The sequence below is a fragment of the Pantoea sp. LS15 genome (assembly GCF_012241585.1).
GTDB lineage: Bacteria > Pseudomonadota > Gammaproteobacteria > Enterobacterales > Enterobacteriaceae > Enterobacter.
In genome coordinates this window covers 24,615-42,431 of record NZ_JAAVXA010000006.1, presented here as the reverse complement: position 1 = coordinate 42,431, position 17,817 = coordinate 24,615, and the positions used below count along the sequence as shown (strand labels likewise).

11 protein-coding genes are annotated in these 17,817 nt (G+C 54.1%); all 11 read right to left on the bottom strand.

Annotated features, from left to right (window positions below; all coding sequences use genetic code 11):
• Positions 1-23: 23 nt before the first annotated feature.
• Positions 24-1,844: an exodeoxyribonuclease V subunit alpha gene (gene recD / locus HED65_RS10860; protein WP_114978590.1), complete on the bottom strand. Its 1,821-nt coding sequence runs from the start codon at positions 1,842-1,844 to the stop codon at positions 24-26.
• Complete coding sequence (gene recB / locus HED65_RS10855) at positions 1,841-5,383, bottom strand: exodeoxyribonuclease V subunit beta (protein ID WP_114978589.1); 3,543 nt, start codon at positions 5,381-5,383, stop codon at positions 1,841-1,843. The genes recD and recB overlap by 4 nt, the downstream gene beginning before the upstream one ends.
• Positions 5,380-8,262, bottom strand: a complete 2,883-nt coding sequence (ptrA, locus tag HED65_RS10850) for a pitrilysin (protein WP_114978588.1) — start codon at positions 8,260-8,262, stop codon at positions 5,380-5,382. The genes recB and ptrA overlap by 4 nt, the downstream gene beginning before the upstream one ends.
• 139 nt (positions 8,263-8,401) lie before the next feature.
• On the bottom strand, positions 8,402-11,776 hold the full coding sequence (gene recC / locus HED65_RS10845) for an exodeoxyribonuclease V subunit gamma (protein WP_114978587.1): 3,375 nt from the start codon (positions 11,774-11,776) through the stop codon (positions 8,402-8,404).
• Between the two features lie 12 nt (positions 11,777-11,788).
• Positions 11,789-12,112, bottom strand: a complete 324-nt coding sequence (locus HED65_RS10840; RefSeq protein ID WP_114978586.1) for a prepilin-type N-terminal cleavage/methylation domain-containing protein — start codon at positions 12,110-12,112, stop codon at positions 11,789-11,791.
• Positions 12,097-12,498, bottom strand: a complete 402-nt coding sequence (locus tag HED65_RS10835; protein WP_114978585.1) for a DUF2509 family protein — start codon at positions 12,496-12,498, stop codon at positions 12,097-12,099. Before HED65_RS10835 ends, HED65_RS10840 begins: the two co-directional genes overlap by 16 nt.
• Complete coding sequence (locus HED65_RS10830; protein WP_114978584.1) at positions 12,495-13,055, bottom strand: prepilin peptidase-dependent protein; 561 nt, start codon at positions 13,053-13,055, stop codon at positions 12,495-12,497. The genes HED65_RS10835 and HED65_RS10830 overlap by 4 nt, the downstream gene beginning before the upstream one ends.
• Positions 13,046-13,510, bottom strand: a complete 465-nt coding sequence (locus HED65_RS10825) for a prepilin peptidase-dependent protein (RefSeq protein ID WP_114978583.1) — start codon at positions 13,508-13,510, stop codon at positions 13,046-13,048. Before HED65_RS10825 ends, HED65_RS10830 begins: the two co-directional genes overlap by 10 nt.
• A gap of 184 nt (positions 13,511-13,694) precedes the next feature.
• Positions 13,695-14,489, bottom strand: coding sequence for a thymidylate synthase (thyA, locus tag HED65_RS10820; protein WP_014885081.1), 795 nt, complete (start codon positions 14,487-14,489; stop codon positions 13,695-13,697).
• Positions 14,490-14,495: 6 nt separating this feature from the next.
• Positions 14,496-15,371: a prolipoprotein diacylglyceryl transferase gene (gene lgt, locus HED65_RS10815; protein WP_114978582.1), complete on the bottom strand. Its 876-nt coding sequence runs from the start codon at positions 15,369-15,371 to the stop codon at positions 14,496-14,498.
• A 193-nt stretch (positions 15,372-15,564) separates the two neighbouring features.
• Positions 15,565-17,811 (bottom strand): phosphoenolpyruvate--protein phosphotransferase, encoded by a 2,247-nt coding sequence (ptsP, locus tag HED65_RS10810; protein WP_114978581.1) that lies wholly within the window; start codon positions 17,809-17,811, stop codon positions 15,565-15,567.
• Positions 17,812-17,817 lie beyond the last annotated feature (6 nt).

Here is a 17,817-nt window from a genome sequence, read left to right as displayed (position 1 = left end):
CACCGTCTGGTGAGGGCTTTCGCTTAAAGAGACTCAAATATCGCGCTCAGTCCGCTCCGGCGCTCTGTACGGGTGGCAATGGCCTGCACCAGCACGCGTTCATCGGTATAGAGTGACAAGCGCTGACGCGCGCGAGTAATCGCGGTATAAATCAGCTCGCGGGTAATAACAGGTGAAAGCTGTGTCGGCAGGATCAATGCAGCATGGTTAAACTCAGAACCCTGGGATTTATGCACCGTCATCGCCCACGCGGTTTCATGCTCAGGCAAACGGCTGGGCTGGAAAGACTTCACGCTACCGTCCGGTAACTGGAACCAGACGCGTAACCCCTGACCGCGATCGAGCGCAATCCCGATATCTCCGTTAAACAACCCCAGTGCACTGTCGTTGCGCGAGATCATCACAGGTCGCCCTTCAAACCAGCGCGAATGCGGCATGCGGTTAATTTTGTGCTTCTGAACAAGAAGCTGCTCCAGCCTGTCGTTCAGACCACTGACGCCAAACGGCCCTTCCCTCAGTGCGCACAGTAACTGGTACTCACCAAAGGCGGCAATGACCTGCTCTGGTGAGTGGCGCTGTTGTATACATTTCAGGAAATACTGATACCCCTCCAGGGCGTCATCCAGCATCACCTGATACTCTTCTCCGCTTTGCAGTGATTTTTTCTCGATGTCGGCAAACGTACCGTCAAACACCGCACGCGTACTGTGCCGATCGCCACGGTTTACCGCGGCAGCCAGTTGGCCGATGCCGGAGTCGCTGCCGAAACGATAGCTTTTTTGCAGCAGACACAGGCTGTCACGTAGCGCCCCCGCCACCGGCGAGTTATCGGCTTCAAGTACGCAGCCGGTCAGACGCGCCAGCTCCTGAGCACGCGCGGCGGTATAACCAAAGCTGGCGTAAGTACAAATATCCCCCAACACCGCCCCAGCTTCCACAGAAGCAAGCTGGTCACGATCGCCCAGAAAAATGACGCGCGCATGGGGCGGCAGAGCATCAATCAACCGCGACATCATTGTCAGGTCGATCATCGATGCTTCATCTACCACCAGTACGTCCAGATGCAGCGGGTTACCCGCATGATATCGCAGACGCTGGCTACCTGGCTGAGCACCGAGTAATCGGTGCAGCGTGCTGGCTTCATTTGGGAAAAGCGCACGTTGCTCCACGGTGAGTGGCAACTTTTGCAATGCCCCACCTAACGATTCCGTCAGACGAGCCGCCGCTTTGCCAGTGGGGGCCGCCAGACGAATACGGCACTTTTGCTCGCCCGATAGCTGGATCAGCGCGGCAAGTAGTTTTGCCACGGTGGTCGTTTTCCCGGTTCCCGGGCCGCCAGAGATAACCGAGATCCTCCGCGTCAACGCCACGGCTGCCGCGACTTTTTGCCAGTCTGTCACCTCATCAGAGGTAAACAGCGTATCCAGCACGTGCCGGAGTTGCGCTTCATCACAAGGCAGAGGCACATTCGTCTCGCTGAAGAAGCGTGCCACTGTCAGTTCATTGCGCCACAGCCGGTTAAGGTACAAACGTTCGCCGCACAGGATCATCGGCGTCCCGGTATCGGTTCCGCTCACGGCAGGCGAGCCGAGTAATATCGCCTGCCAGTCCGCTGCGTCACCCAGCAACGCGAAACACGCCTGTAAAGCCGGAGGCATTTTCTCATCAACAACCAGACGCGACAGCGGCAGGCAGACATGCCCCTCTCCCGCGTCTTTACTCAGGATTGCGGCGGCGAGCATCACAGCGGGTTCATCGCCTGCAACCATCATGGCAAACTGTACATCCAGGTGGCGCAGTAATCGTTGTTCTACCGCTTCCAGCAATAGCGCCTGCATCGTCATGCCACCTCCTCTGTGCTTGCGGCAAACAGGTTATCCATTTTTTCAATCAGCTCTGCAGCCGGGCGCGTACTAAAGATGCCAGAGTGTGGGTCGTTAGCATCCACTCCACGCAGAAAGAGGTAAATGACGCCGCCAAAATGGTCTTCGTAACGGTAATCGGCAATGCGATGCCGCAGGTAACGATGCAGCGCCAGGGTATAGAGCTGATACTGCAGATCGTAGCGATGCGCTTGCATGGCTGATGCCATCGCCTGTTGGGTGTAGGCTTCGCTGTTTTCCCCCAACCAGTTCGATTTGTAGTCCAGCAGGTAGTAGCGCCCTTCGTGGCGGAAAACCAGGTCAATAAAACCTTTTAACATGCCCTGCACCTGGCGGAAGTTCAGCGCTGGGCAACCGGCAGATAACGGGTCATGATCGCGGATCAACGTATCAAGCGCATCGGCCCTGAGCGGGCTGGCAATTGGGAGATAAAACTCCATCTCCACCTGTTTATCTTTGGCACTCAACTGGCTCAGCGAGATCCCTTGCGCCGTGAGTGGAGCATGCAGCACCGTGCTGATCCAGTCGGTGAGAACCGGCTGCCACTGTGCGTCATAACCTCCACTCTGCAACATCTTTAGCACCCACTCCTCAGAGACTGGCTGGGTAAAATCCAGTTCTTCAAACAGGCTATGTAAAAATGTGCCTGGTGAGGCTCCACGCGGGAATTGATGCGGAGTGAGCATCGGCTCATCAGGCACGCTACCGGTCCCTGCTGCATCGACATCCAGTTTTGGCATCAGATCCTGCGCAATGCTCTGCCCGTGCTGCTGTAAACCGGAATAACTCGTCACACGCCAGTCGTCAGCAATTGTGCGCACAACCTGGCGGGCATGGAGCTCAGACTCGCGCAGCTCCGGCATTTGCCAGCGGCTATTATCGGGCTGCGACGGAATGTGCAGGGCAGTATGATCCCCACATAGTGATTCGATGCACTGGCGCAGGCCTGCTGCATCTTTGGGTTCGCCGAGCTGAATAAGCCGCCCCAGCGCACTCAGATGAAAATCGCTCTCCCCGGTCTTCTCACCGCGGCGACGAAACAGCGGGGCGACGCCCATGCTGCAGTGCCAGACCGAACGGGTTAACGCCACATAGAGCAGGCGCAAATCTTCCGCCAGACGTTCGGCCTCTGCCAGTTCAACGCTGGACTCGGCTTTACTGAGATCGAGCACCGCCTCAAATGATTCGCGATCGTGGTAAAAGGCCTGATCCTGTACGCGGTAATTGGCAATAAACGGCAACCAGACCAGCGGATACTCCAGACCTTTTGACTTGTGAATGGTGACGATCTGCACCAGATGTTTATCACTTTCAAGACGCATCTGCTGACTGGACGAATTACTGTTCGGGTCGGCAATCTGTTGCGCCAGCCAGCGCACCAGAGCGTGCTCACTCTCCAGTTGCGTGCCCGCTTCCTGCAGTAGCTCACTGATGTGTAAAATGTCGGTCAGACGGCGCTCACCGCCCGCTGTCGCGAGCATATTCTCCGCAATGTGACGCTGCGCCATAAGCTCACGCACCATCGCCATTACACCACGTCTGTGCCATTTATCCCGGTAGTGAACAAACTCTTCCACTACTGCATCCCACGCGTCTTCGTCGTTATTGAGCGCATCAATATCACGCGCATTCAGCCCGAGCATCGCGCTGGCTAACGCACTACGAAGCGTGCTTTCCCGCTCCGGGGAGAGTACCGCCTGGAGCAGCCATAACATCTCCTGCGCCTCCAGCGTTTCGAAGACACTGTCGCGGTTTGAGAGGTAGACGGACGGAATGTTCAGCAATGTCAGGGCATCGCGGATAAGCGCAGCCTCCTGACGGCTACGCACCAGCACCGTAATATCCGATGCCTTTACAGGGGTTGACTCTTCACCCTTCCAGAGCACCGCCTCGCCACGTGCACCCGCACTGAGCCAGTCACGAATTTGTGCGGCACAGTACTGGGCCATGGCATTTTGATAGTCCGCGACGCCATAGCCTTCTCCGTCCAGCAGCCAAAAGTTCATGGCGGTCTGAGTCGTCCCGTTGAGTTCGAAGCGCAATGAGGCATTTTTTGCCGCAAACTTTACCGGCTGGAAAGGGATCTCCCGGAACATAAATGCCGTATCCATGCGGCTGAAAAGCGCGTTGACGCTCTCTACCATTCCGGGAGATGAGCGCCAGTTGGTATCCAGAGTGTAATGCGCGTCAACTTCGCTGCGGGCTTTCATATAGGTGAAAATATCCGCGCCACGAAAAGCGTAAATTGCCTGTTTAGGATCGCCAATTAACAACAGCGCGGTATCAGGCTGTTGTCGCCAGATACGGCGAAAAATGCGGTACTGCTGAGGGTCGGTATCCTGGAACTCGTCAATCATCGCAACCGGGAAACGGTTACGAATAGCCGCGGCAAGTGCTTCACCATTTTCGCTGCACAACGCGGCATCCAGGCGGCTCAGCATATCGTCAAACCCAAGTTCACCGCGGCGACGCTTTTCACGCGAGACGGTTTCACGGATCTCCGCCATTGCGCGGGTGATCATCAGGTCATTGAGCGTTAACGGTTCGGCCAGCAGGGCTTCGATAGCCACAAACAGCGGATGCTCCGGCACAATGCCATCGGCTTTGGTTCGTTCAACCAGAAAACACTGAGAGAATTTTTCCAGCGCATCCGGGAGCTGATACCCTCGCGTCTCTTCCTGTGCCCAGGCGCTGATCTTATCGATCCATTTCCCCTGATTTGCACGGTTAAATTTACGTCTGTCGATCCCGGAATTTTCGATGATCGCCTCAATCTCGCCGACCGACGCATTCCACTTTTGTTTGATGGCCGCAATTTTGGCGGTAATTTTTTCATGGCGAGAAGCGAGGGTTTCATCTGCTGGCGGCGGAGATTTGATTACCGGCGCTTCACCCTGAAGATAGCGATCGATCGCACGCAGAAGCTCCTCTGGGCCCTTCCATAACGCATGTACCGCTTCGGCGATATCTCGCGGTAAGGGGTAACAGTGGCGACGCCAGAAATCCGCACAGGCCTGATAGCGAAGCACGGATTCATCTTCGATGAGTTGCTGCTCAAACAGCATGCCGGATTCAAACGCATTCAGGCTCAGCATGCGCTGGCAAAAACCGTGAATGGTGAAGACGGACGCTTCATCCATCTGCCGTTCAGCCAGGAGCAACCACTGTGCGGCCTGTTGCTTATCAGCAATCTCTTCCAGAAGGCTCGCGTAGAGAGGGTTATCCGTGCTCTGACGCAGACAGGCGATACGCAGCTCATGGATATTGGTACGAATACGACCGCGCAACTCCGCGGTGGCAGCCTCGGTGAAGGTGACGACCAGCAGCTCTTCCACGCTTAAAGGACGTGGAAAAGCCGCGTTGCCGCCAAGCCCTAACAGCAGGCGCAGATAGAGCGCGGCAATGGTGAAGGTTTTTCCCGTTCCCGCTGAAGCTTCAATCAATCGTTCACCCTGTAGAGGTAAACGTAAGGGATCAAGAGGCTCAGCGGTATCGGTCATTCTTTCTTACTCCAGGGCATAGTTTGCTGCAGCGCGCTGACGCTCTTCCAGACTTTCCAGCCTTTCGGGTGTACGTACTCCGTTTTCCCGTTCTGGCTACCGGAAACCTGAGACAGGATGGTCATTCCCTGCGGCTTAATCACCGCCTGATGGAAGAAGTCGGCAACCTTCTGAGGCGTCAGCTGTTTTATCTCGGCCACTACTTTATCACGCGAATCAAAGTTCAGATTACCGCGATCAAAATCTTTGCTGAGCTGTGACGCTTCTTCACCCAATGTCTGCGGTGGCTGCATCACCTGAGCGATGACGGCCTGCTGGATCTGGGCAAATTCGTCCGGTTTCATGGCGCGCAGTTTTGCTTCCACTTTTGGGAAGAAAGCCTGATAACGCTGCCAGAGATAAGCCGGTTGTTTATCGCTACTTTGCAGCAGGAAACCCAGCCCCCACTGACGGCCAACGTTCATGGAGAACGCAAAGACCGCATAGCCAAGCTGCTCTTCTGTACGTAGCTGGTTATAGAACCACGGCTGAATAATCTGTCCCAGAACGGCACTCCGCGCTGAACTGGAGAATTCATCATAACCCGTTGGTACAAACACCGCTGCCAGCGCAGAATCCGTACTTGTGCCCGCCTTTTCAAAAATCACATTCTGTTTTTTCTCAACCAGCACATCCTGGTTGCGGCACCACTCGTCACCTTTCGAGCCGAGTTGGGTGCGTACATTCTCCGCCAGCGTTTTGGCCTGCACCTCACTCATGTTGCCGACGATCAGGAACTCAGGACGCGTGTTGGTTTTCAACGCATCACGGTAAGCCAGCACATCTTTCAATGAGATCGAAGGCAGTAACGCACGGCGATCTTCACGCTGGAAATAAGGAATTTGCGACAACATTTGCGCCGGCATAAGCGCCAGATCGTAAGCTTTACCCTTCTCCGCAGAGTCCATCATCTGCGCATACCAGGATTTGGCCTGCTCAAGCTGTTCTTCCGTCGGCGTGTAACTAAAATAGCCCTCAAGCAGTGCCTGGAACAGCTGAGGCAGTCGCTGAGTGTAACCATTTGCATTGACCATCAAACCGTTATTGGCATTGGTTGAGAAGCTGATCCCCCCCACGGCCGCCTGATTGCTGAGCTGATCGAGCGCGATGCCAGCAAGATAGTCATTCAGGGCGAACATCACCTGATTTTTGGCGCTATTCATCGCCTTTGGGTTACGCAGAACGACGCTGACATCGGCTTTTGGCTCATTCGCAAAATAGCGGCTTGGGGTATACACCACGCGCAACGTCGGCTCATCAATAATAAGTTCCGGGTGCGGATAATCCTTTGTGGTTTTGATCAGCGAGAAATCATCCGGGATGTAGGGGTTCAGCTCCGGCAGTTTCAACGCAATCTCCCCGGCTCTTTTCTGCCAGTCGGCGAAGGTCTGGGCGCTGATTTTGTCCACCTGATAAGGAGCGTCTACAAAATAGGCCGTTTTGTTATGGGGTTCGTTCGGGCTGATGTACCAGATGCGGGCATTCTGCGGGGTCATCATCGCAAGGCGGGCTTTTACGGCGTCCGCATCATATTGATCGGCGATATTGACCGCATCAAGAGTATGTTCCACCGGCACGCGGATCATGGTATCCGCCAGCCACTCCACATAGTCCATGTCGCGGGTAATGGACGGGTAACGGAAATCGAGATCCAGCACGTGAGCCAGTTCATCAAAGTAGCGTTTATCGACGCCTTTATCACGCAGCAGAGAAAGGTAGCTAAAGATCGCCGCCACCACTTCATCACGGTTTGCCTGCCCTTTGTCAGTCAGGGTTGCAGATATCGCCAGCACACCGCTATTGCCGTTCACCACGGGATCGGAGTCGGCTCGAATACCTTCCACCAGCCCTTGTTTTTGCAGCCAGTCAGAAAGCGTACCCGGGCTACGGTTGCCAATCAGATAGGTCACCAGTTCATCGGTTTTACTGCGAAACTGTGCCGTGTTGTTATCAATGCGGAATTCAACACGTAACACCTTGCGTGGCAAGGCGGGCACGTAGTGGATAACAATCCCTTTTTGTGCGTCCGTGACCACCGGAACGGTTATCTGAGGTACGTCGATATTTTTATTCGGCACACGACCAAACGTCTGAGCGGCCATGCTTGCCAGCTCTGGCAGCGGTTTGTTGCTGTAGATAACCGCTTTCATCAGGTTCGCGGAGTAATATTTGTCGCGAAACGCATGCAGCGCATCAAGCACCGGGCTGTTTGGCTTATCGCTTAATGTTTCCAGGTTACCACCGGAGAAACGCGAACCCGGATGCGCCGGGTTAATGGTTTCGGCGCTCACCTGGGCCATGCGCATACCGTCTCGCGTACGGGCAAGGGTTAACTCAGCATTAACGGCATTGCGTTCACGTTCAGCATATTTTTTATCCAGCAGCGGTGCAGCGATGGAATCAGCAAGACGATCAACCGCCCCTTCCAGTGCATCATTTTCGACTTCGAGATAAAAAGCCGTACGGTACGGTGCTGTACTGGCGTTGTGACTACCGCCGTGCATTTTCAGAAATTCGGACAGGCTATCTGGCTGCGGGTATTTTTTAGACCCCATCAGCGTCATATGTTCCAGATAGTGCGCAAGCCCAGGATGGGCATCAGGATCTTCCAGTGACCCAATCGGCACCACAAGGGCCGAGAGGGATTTCACCGCCTGCGGATCGGAAACCAGCAGCACGGTCATGCCGTTATCAAGGCGAATAGCCTGATACTGACGGGTATCTTTTTCGCTCTTACGGATAGTTTCCTGAACAGGTTGCCAACCGGAGTCTGCTTGAGTGAAGGGAGCCCAAAGGGCGACAAACAAAACCAACGCTTTAAACAAGGTGCTGCCTGGCATTACGACCTCTTTATCACGGCTACATCATTAACAAACTGCGTGCTGGACACGCCAGCATCTCTTTCTTTGAGTACATCAGTCCGTGATAACAGGTGCATCATAAATGAACACCCTTTCCTGTGCAATTTTTATACAGCACTCACGACTGATTAAATTTGAACAACGGTAACAGATAACGCTGCGCCTCTTCCGTGATCGTCTCGAAGTACTCTGGTTCAAGCGTGCGCCATAAGCGCTGATACCAGACATCTTCACCTTCGCCACGTACCATCATGTTTCCTTCATAGGCTTGTATAAATTTACTTCGCGCTTTCTGCAGTGACGCCTCATCCGTTAACATTGCATCATTCTGTACGTCATAACAGGCTTTTATCCAGGCACCGCCACTCTCAGGCAGTAACAAAAGTGGTTTGTTCATGCCCTGACGGTAGCCCTCAATATACAAACACAGATAACGTAACGCCTGTTCAGACTCCATTGGCGGGAAGCGCCATTCGCCCTCTTTGCGCACGAATATCCGGCTTTCACCTTTATTACCCACCGCACTGTAGACAAGATGTTCCAGCCAGAGTTGCAACCCTTGTGAAACGCTAAGCATAGAAGGTCGCCAGCGTAGCAGCCCGTCCGGCTGAACCTGGGTTAGCCAGCCCGTTAACTGAACGCCGTTACAGCTGAGATCAATTTCAATGTTTTTTCCGGGTTGTCGGCACTCCCTTACGCGCTCCGCCAGCGCTGTCATCTCCTGGCACTGCGCCTCCCAGACAATTTCACCAAACGCTCCATAAGGCAGTTGCCCTGCTGCGCGGTAACGGCGAAAAAGTTTGTCAGCATCTTCCTGCTCAACCAGCGCATTCAACAGTTGCAGGTTTAACTGATAGCGCTCCAGCCCTTCCAACGTAAAGGGCTCCGCATCGGGAATTTCGTTCTCTTCAGAGCGGAAATTGACCTGTAATCGCTGCTGGAAAAAGGCCCGCACCGGGTGCGCCCAAAACCGCTGAAGCTGTTCAAATGTCAGTGTGTCAATGGGTCGAGGGTCAAGCGCCTGAATGAAATCGGTATGCGCAGTTCCCTCTTTTTTCGCCGCAGGAAGCCACTCGTGAGCATAGCTCTGGTGCTCACTCACCACGTAGTTCATCGGATCAAACGGCATGCGGCTGTGACAACAGGTGATATGCGCTTTCACCCGCTGTTCACTTTCATCGCAGTTACGTTCTGCATCCCCCGGCAGGTAGTGGCTCTGTCCGATATAATCCACCAGCTCCTGCACCAGAACAGAAGGGAAACGCTCACTGTTGTCCTGAATTGAGCGGCCAATGTAACTGATGTAGAGCTTACTCTGGGCGGAAATGAGCGCTTCAAGGAAGAGATAGCGATCGTCATCACGACGACTACGGTCTCCCCGCTTTGGATTAGCACTCATCAGATCAAATCCCAGTGGTGCCAGTGCACGTGGATAAATACCGTCATTCATGCCAAGCAGACACACCACTTTGAACGGGATAGAACGCATTGGCATCAGGGTGCAGATATTCACCGGGCCCGCCAGGAAACGCTGACTGATTCGCTCCTGGTCAAGTCGCTGCGTCAACTCATCCCTCAGCAGTGACAAGGGGATCTCTTCGTGATAATGGGAGTTCACACCCTCGTCGACGATAGCCTGCCACTGCGTTTCAATGAGCGCCATTGCGGCTTCAGTGTCACTGTCTGGCAGGAAGAAATCATTGAGCAATGCTCTACAAACCGGGAGCCATTCTTCCAGAGTACGCGGTTGCATTAACTCACTTCGCCAGCGATTAAGCTGCATCAATAGTGAAGCCAGATGCCCCACCAGCTCAGCAATTAACCCGCTGGTCTCATCGTAAGGAAGTACCTCATTCCACTCCCCCTGACTGCTTTCCATGGCATAACCCAACAACATACGTGTCAGGCCAAACCGCCAGGTATGCTGCCCGGTTGGGGGGAGTCCGAACGCCTGGACGTTATCGTCATCGATCCCCCAGCGAACACCCGATTCGTTAACCCATTGGCGAAGGTAGCGTAGCCCCTCTTCATTGATGTTGAAACGCGCAGCCAGAACAGGAACATCCAGTAACGCCAGAACATCTTCGGAAATAAACCGACTATCAGGCAGTGACAACAGGGTGATAAATGCCTGCAAAGCCGGATGAGACTGACGGGCACGACGGTCCGAGATAGCGTAAGGCAGGTATCGTTCACCCGTCGCACTGCCAAAAACGGCCTGAATGAAGGGACTGTAATTGTCGATATCCGCCACCATCACCACGATATCGCGAGGTGTCAGCTCAGGATCATCCTGCAGCATGTTCAACAGCTGGTCATGGAGGATTTCAACTTCGCGCTGCGGGCTATGGCATACGTGGATGGTGACACTACGATCGTCAGGATCCAACATCCGCTTCCTGTCGCTGCGTTCAAACTCTTGCGCCGTAACACCCATGACAGCACGGTTTTCCAGCTCCAGAATATCTAACTGAATATTATGCAGCAGGCTATCCGGGGAGATCTCAACAAAGGCATCCACATCGCCTTCACCAGACGAGGTGATGTCTGAAAGCATGTGAATGTAATCACGCCCCAGCTTCCCCCATGAGGCGAGCAGTGGATTCGGCAGGTTCTGGATACCTTCTTCATCGAACAGTTGTCCGGCAGTCGAGCTGTCTTTAAACAGCGGGATGGTTCGTTCTTCAAAAAGTCGTTTTCTCTGGCGGGTAACCAGCCGCGAAAGCCAACGTTCGTCGAGGATATCCCCCCAATATTGTCGACAAGGGTTGGTAAACAAAATATGAATATCAATATGTTTACCCAGAGCATTCAACGCTTTGAGATAGACAGCGGGTAATGCGGATATCCCACAGATAAAAACGCGTGATGGTAGTCGGGCTGGTCGCTCCGACGTATTTTCAAGTATGGAGATAAACCGCTCGTACAGATTGGCACGGTGCCACTTAGGCTGGCCAAGTTTCTCCGTGTGCTCCACCAGCGCTTTCCACAGTGGTGCCTGCCAGATTTGCGCCTCCGGTAATCCATCTACCCGTTCCCCCGCTTCCCAGCGAGTCAGCCACTCTGAACGGTATACCAGATACTGGTCATAAAGATCGGCGGTGCGCGACGCGAGCTGGAACAGCTTGCGTTTATCGGTATCGTCATTGAGATAGTGGTTCAGCATCGCGAACTCATCGCGCTGAAGCATTTCCGGCAGCAACGCCATTAGCTTCCAGCTCATGCTTTGCTTGTTGAAAGCACTTTGCTCCGGGATGTCCGGCAAGACGCGGACAAACATCTCCCAGATAAAGCTCGCGGGGAGTGGGAACTCAATGTTCGCAGCAATGCCAAATTTACGGGAAAGCGACATTTGCAGCCACTGTGCCATACCGGTGCTCTGCACCAGCACCATTTCAGGCTCAAAAGGATCGTCAAGCCGCTCGCGCTCAACGATATATTCCATCAGTGCTTCCAGCACATCCAGACGATTTGAGTGGTATACCCTTAACATAGAAGCTCCCGACTACTGGCTAACCGGGCAATGCAGACGCGTTATCTCACCGCGCCGCCCCAGAGGAGAAATAAGTGTAACCGTGATGCTGACACATCCGGCGAACGTTGTCTGCCCCCGACTGGCCTGCCAGCCTGCCGGTAGAACATTTGTTGAGAGCTGAGACTGGTTCCAGGCATGGTGCCAGAGCTGCCGATATTGGTTAAACAAGGTGAACCGTGTCGCCAGGGTCCGGTGATAACCTGACAGTGCGGTCACGATCATCACCATCAGCATCATCGCCAGAAGGACCTCAACCATGCTAAACCCTTTTTCTCTGTTCATGGCAACAGGCATAACGCGCTCCCCTTGAGTGGACAAAAATCACTCCAGCCGTGAGGCGAAAAGCGAATCTTACCGTCGATTATCTCTCCTGTGCGCCAGAGCAGCAGGTCGTTGACTCCAGCAATGAGCAAAACATGTGTCTCACTCAATAGACGCAAACAAACTCGCCATGACGAGGCCTTTTTGCACTGAATCTGAGATTCTGGAGACCAATCCTGAACGCGTCCCCACTCAAGTGCAGATTGCACAGACGCCTGCTGCTGGAGTGAACGGCTCTCATCGCCAACGAGCGCACTAAACGTTGTCAGTTGCTGGTTGAGACCCGTGAGGATCAAGGTACCGAGCACCAGTAAAAGCAAAACCAACGCCAGCGAAGACATTCCGCGTTGACGGTTCACAAGTTATACCCCGTGACCCCATATAAAGCCTGATATGGCTCCCCCTGCTGACCTTTACGACTGGCGGTCAGTTCGATATTCAACTCTGGTGCAAAACCGGCATGCTCAACTTTACGCATCATAAAGTGCAGGATCACAAGCTTGTCCGGTTCGGTGAGCTTTTCCCATCCCTTTCCTTCACACGAGGTTGCCCCACGCAGCGTTTCCAGAGCACCTGCTTCCAGACGAAAACCGGTGCTGTCATTTTCTGATGCAGTGTTATCCCAACTGCCGTTACTGTTGGCATCCCACCGAACAATGACACAGCTCCCTTCCCTGCCAATCACCAGGCCTTGTCCCTGACAGTTTCCGGCGCAATATCCTGCGCGCTGAAGGTGCTTACCGAGAGCAAACAGGCGCTGCCAGACCTCCTCTTCCAGCTCTCGCTGGCCGGATTGCAGTAATACAGCCCGCTGCAACCCGGGTAAAAAACGCGATGCGCTGACCAGTAAAAAGCTGCTGATCGCCATAGTAATCAGCACTTCAATAAGTGAGAAACCGCGCTGTCTCATTGACATGAACCGTCCCCTGAACTCTTGCACATCCTGATGCGCCCTCCATTTGAGACAATAATCAGCCATTCTCCTGCTCGGCTTTGTACGCGTATCCGCCCTGCCCATGCTGTATCTCTTAATCCATAAAACCCTAGTGACGGTGTTAGCTCACTCACCGTGACTTCAGGCCAGAGTGGCAACAGTACAAAGGGACTTCCCTTCTCGCAGCCTTGCATAACAGAGCTCACCAGACAGTCCCTGCCTCCAACCCGCTGAAGGGTAATCTGGTGGTCACGATTGTGCCGGTTGGCATTATTGCGCAGAAACACCAGGTAATCGCGAACCTGACTGGCGGTTTGCCACAGCCGCTGCTGCCGTTGCCAGCTGTCCCAGCCGTACAAACCTGACGCACTGAGGATGACAATCAACGAAATCGCTACCAGTGTTTCGATAAGCGTAAAACCGTTCTCTTTTTTCATACCGGGAGTGTGGCGAAGTGCCGTGAAGGTGACGAGCAACGGATTACTGTTTTCCGGGTCGTTATCCAGAGAATTGACCAGGTTGCAGCGTGTTGCACGCTTTCTGGATAACGCTTCGTGAAACGGGATAAAGGCGAAAAAAAACCGGCGCTAATAAGCACCGGTTGTGTCACGCTTTACTACATCAGATAGCGACGGGCGCTTTGATGCCTGGGTGCGGGTCGTAGCCCTCAATCTCAAAATCATCAAAGCGGTAATCGAAGATCGACGCCGGTTTGCGTTTGATAATCAGCTTCGGTAGCGCACGCGGTTCGCGAGTCAGCTGGAGATGCGTCTGTTCCATATGGTTACTGTAGAGATGGGTATCCCCACCGGTCCAGACGAAATCACCCACTTCCAGGTCGCACTGCTGCGCCATCATGTGAACCAGCAGCGCATAGCTGGCGATGTTAAACGGCAGGCCGAGGAACACGTCGCAAGAACGCTGGTAAAGCTGGCAGGAGAGCTTGCCGTCTGCCACATAGAACTGGAAGAACGCGTGGCACGGTGCCAGTGCCATTTTATCCAGTTCACCCACGTTCCAGGCTGAAACGATAATACGGCGCGAGTCCGGATCGTTTTTCAGCTGGTTCATCACGGTGGTGATCTGGTCAATATGGCGTCCATCAGGCGTTGGCCATGCGCGCCACTGTTTACCGTAAACCGGACCCAGGTTGCCGTTTTCATCTGCCCATTCGTCCCAGATTGAGACGTTGTTTTCGTGCAGATACGCAACGTTGGTATCGCCTTGCAGGAACCAGAGCAGTTCATGAATGATCGAGCGCAGGTGGCAGCGCTTTGTTGTCACCAGAGGGAAGCCTTCTTGCAGATTGAAGCGCATCTGGTGGCCAAAAATGGAGAGCGTGCCGGTACCGGTACGGTCATTTTTCGGCGTGCCCTCATCGAGCACTTTTTTCATCAATTCAAGATACTGTTTCATGGTTCCTCAGGAAATTTGTTGCTGTGAACGACGACGATACGCCCAAATCATCATAATGGCACCCGCGACTATCATCGGAATGGAGAGAATTTGCCCCATGCTGATGTACTGCACCCATTCGCCGGTAAACTGTGCATCCGGCTGGCGGAAGAACTCGACGATGATACGGAACGCACCGTAGCCAATCAGGAACAGACCAGAGACAGCCCCCATCGGGCGCGGTTTGCGGATAAACAGATTCAGGATGATAAACAGCACCACGCCTTCAAGCGCCAGTTCGTAAAGCTGGGACATATGGCGCGGCAGAACGCCGTAGGTATCGAAAATGGACTGCCACTCCGGGTGTGATGGCAGTAGCGCGATATCTTCTGCGCGGGAACCCGGGAAAAGCATCGTGTACGGCACGCTTGGATCAACGCGCCCCCACAGTTCACCGTTGATAAAATTGCCCAGACGACCAGCCCCCAGACCAAACGGGATCAGTGGTGCGATAAAATCTGAAACCTGGAAGAAGTTGCGCTTGGTGCGTTTGGCAAAAATCACCATCACCAGAATCACACCAATCAGGCCACCGTGGAAGGACATACCACCATCCCACACACGGAACAGATAGAGCGGATCGTTCAGGAATACCGGGAAGTTATAGAACAGCACATAGCCAATACGACCGCCAAGGAACACGCCGAGGAAGCCCGCATAAAGCAGGTTTTCGACTTCGTTTTTGGTCCAGCCGCTGCCAGGACGGCTGGCACGACGGCCTGCAAGCCACATGGCAAAAATGAAGCCCACCAGGTACATCAGACCGTACCAGTGAAGCGAAACAGGTCCTACTGAGAAAATGACCGGATCAAATTCCGGAAAATGCAGATAACCACTGTTCATCTGTCACCACAAGATGTTGTTATTCCGCTGAAAGTGGACAGCGGTAGAAATGCGATTCTGCTGTAAGCAGAGGCTCCAAAGTTGCGAATCATAGCATAAGGCGGGCGTGGAGGATGCGCCAGAGATGTAAAAGATGTGTATAGGGTTTTATGCGTGCTGACGCTCTCTCCCTGTGAGAGAGAGCGAAAGACGATTAGCGGCCACCGCGGATCAGACCACCCATACCGCGTCGTTCCATAAACGCAGCAACCTGATGACGGACTTCAGTTGCCAGTTGCGCTTCAAGGCTGCGTTCAGCCAGCTCACGGGCATCGTCGATTTCGATATGCCGCAACAGGTATTTCACGCGGGCGACAGCGCGACCGTTCATCGACAGATGGCGGTATCCCAGACCAATCAGGATCGCGACGCACATTGAATCCCCGGCCATTTCACCGCACAGGCGTAAATCAATCCCGTACTGTTCCGCTTCACGAGCGATCATCGCTAACGCGCGGATTATCGCCGGATGCAGGCTGTCGTAGATACTGGCGACGCGGGTGTTGTTACGGTCGACGGCCAGGATATATTGCGTCAGGTCGTTCGTGCCGACGGAGATAAAATCAACACGGTTGGCCAGTTGCGGCAGCATGAAGACCATAGACGGCACTTCGAGCATCACCCCAATCCGCGGTTTCGGGATCGCGTAGCCAATCATCTCTTCGACTTCACGGCCAGCACGTTCGATCAAGCGTCGTGATTCGTCGATCTCATCAATGCTGGTGACCATCGGCAGTAAAATGCTGAGATTGCCCGTCGCGGCATTCGCACGCAGCATCGCACGCACCTGGATGAGGAAGATCTCAGGCTGGTCGAGCGTAATACGGATCCCGCGCCAGCCGAGGCACGGGTTCTCTTCGCTGATCGGCATATAGGGCAGCTGTTTATCCGCACCCACATCCAGGGTTCGCAAGGTGACAGGTTTGTCGTTAAACATCTGCAGCATCCCCTGATACTGCGCCACCTGCTCCTCTTCGGAGGGGAAACCGCTCTGCAGCATGAACGGAATTTCGGTGCGGTATAAGCCGATACCATCAATGCGACTGCCAAGCTTCTCTTCGTGTTCAGGGCTTAAGCCGGCGTTGAGCATGACTTTGATCCGCTCACCGCTCTTAAGCTGTGCGGGCAGGTTAACGTCATCTTCTGCCAGTTTGCTTAATTCATTCTCTTCGCTGATAAGACGCTGGTATTCCTGAAGCAGAACCGGCTCAGGATCAACCAACAGTTCACCGCGATAGCCGTCAACCACCAGCGTACGGCGGTGCAGTACCGACGGCTGGATATCCGCCCCCATCACGGTAGGAATACCCAATGCACGCACCATAATGGCAGCGTGTGAGTTGGCAGCACCATCGCGCACCACGACACCAGCCAGCCTGTCCTGAGGCAGTTCAGCCAACGTCGTCGCGGAGAGTTCATCTGCGACCAGCACAAACCTTTTTGGCCAGGCATTCGGCCCCTGAATGGTGTCATCCAGATGGAACAGCAGTCGTTGTCCCAGGGTCCGGAGATCTCCCGCTCGCTCTTTCAGGTAACCATCAGTCAGTGCCGCAAATTGCTCGGCAAATTTTTCGATAACCTTTTTTACTGCCCACTCCGCAACCGAGCCTTTATCCACTTCCGCAAAAAGCTCACGACGCAGACGTGCATCGGAGAGCAGGTGCGAATAGAGATCAAAAATGGCTGCCGTCTCTTTTTGCGCACCTGCGGCAAAGCGTTTGCTGTAACGACGAAATTCATTCGCCGCCTCTTCCAGCGCAGCAGTAAGACGCTCGCGCTCAAGCGCTTCATCAAGCGTTGAGGCTTCGTAAACCTGCTCCATTAACGGCAGCGTGGCATCCATCCAGCCTTCTGCAATCGCCACACCTGGCGATGCCGGAAGGGCGCGAATGCGCGTGTGGCGATACTGACCGAAAAGTGCGGCAAGCTGAGACTGGGAGAGGATCGCCGCCATCTGCGTGGCCAGGGTAACGAGGAAAGACTCTTCGCTTTCATCGTACTGACGCAGCTCACGCTGCTGAACAACCAGCACACCAAGCAACTGGCGACGCTGGATAATCGGCACGCCAAGAAACGCGCGGAAGCGCTCTTCTTTTACGGAAGGGATGTATTTAAAACTGGGGTGTTTTTGCGCGTCGGCAAGGTTGATAGGTTCAGCCAGCCGCCCAACCAGACCCACGATACCTTCATCAAATGCGAGCGTTACGGTGCGTCCGCGCGGTTTTTTCAAACCACGGGTCGCCATCAGGTAATAGCAGCGCCGATCGTGGTCGGCCAGATACACCGAACAGACCTCGGTCTCCATCGCAAGACAGATGTCAGTGACCAGAATGTTCAGCGCCTCATTGAGACGCGGAGCACTGGCCACCTTCTCGACTATTTCTCGCAAGCGGGTGAGCATGATTTG

What these genes read in the sequence shown, in the direction of transcription:
- recD (WP_114978590.1), bottom strand. Translation starts at nt 1,844, where the DNA reads ATGACGATGCAGGCGCTATTGCTGGAAGCGGTAGAACAACGATTACTG.
- recB (WP_114978589.1), bottom strand. Translation starts at nt 5,383, where the DNA reads ATGACCGATACCGCTGAGCCTCTTGATCCCTTACGTTTACCTCTACAG.
- ptrA (WP_114978588.1), bottom strand. Translation starts at nt 8,262, where the DNA reads ATGCCAGGCAGCACCTTGTTTAAAGCGTTGGTTTTGTTTGTCGCCCTT.
- recC (WP_114978587.1), bottom strand. Translation starts at nt 11,776, where the DNA reads ATGTTAAGGGTATACCACTCAAATCGTCTGGATGTGCTGGAAGCACTG.
- HED65_RS10840 (WP_114978586.1), bottom strand. Translation starts at nt 12,112, where the DNA reads ATGCCTGTTGCCATGAACAGAGAAAAAGGGTTTAGCATGGTTGAGGTC.
- HED65_RS10830 (WP_114978584.1), bottom strand. Translation starts at nt 13,055, where the DNA reads ATGTCAATGAGACAGCGCGGTTTCTCACTTATTGAAGTGCTGATTACT.
- HED65_RS10825 (WP_114978583.1), bottom strand. Translation starts at nt 13,510, where the DNA reads ATGAAAAAAGAGAACGGTTTTACGCTTATCGAAACACTGGTAGCGATT.
- thyA (WP_014885081.1), bottom strand. Translation starts at nt 14,489, where the DNA reads ATGAAACAGTATCTTGAATTGATGAAAAAAGTGCTCGATGAGGGCACG.
- lgt (WP_114978582.1), bottom strand. Translation starts at nt 15,371, where the DNA reads ATGAACAGTGGTTATCTGCATTTTCCGGAATTTGATCCGGTCATTTTC.
- ptsP (WP_114978581.1), bottom strand. Translation starts at nt 17,811, where the DNA reads ATGCTCACCCGCTTGCGAGAAATAGTCGAGAAGGTGGCCAGTGCTCCG.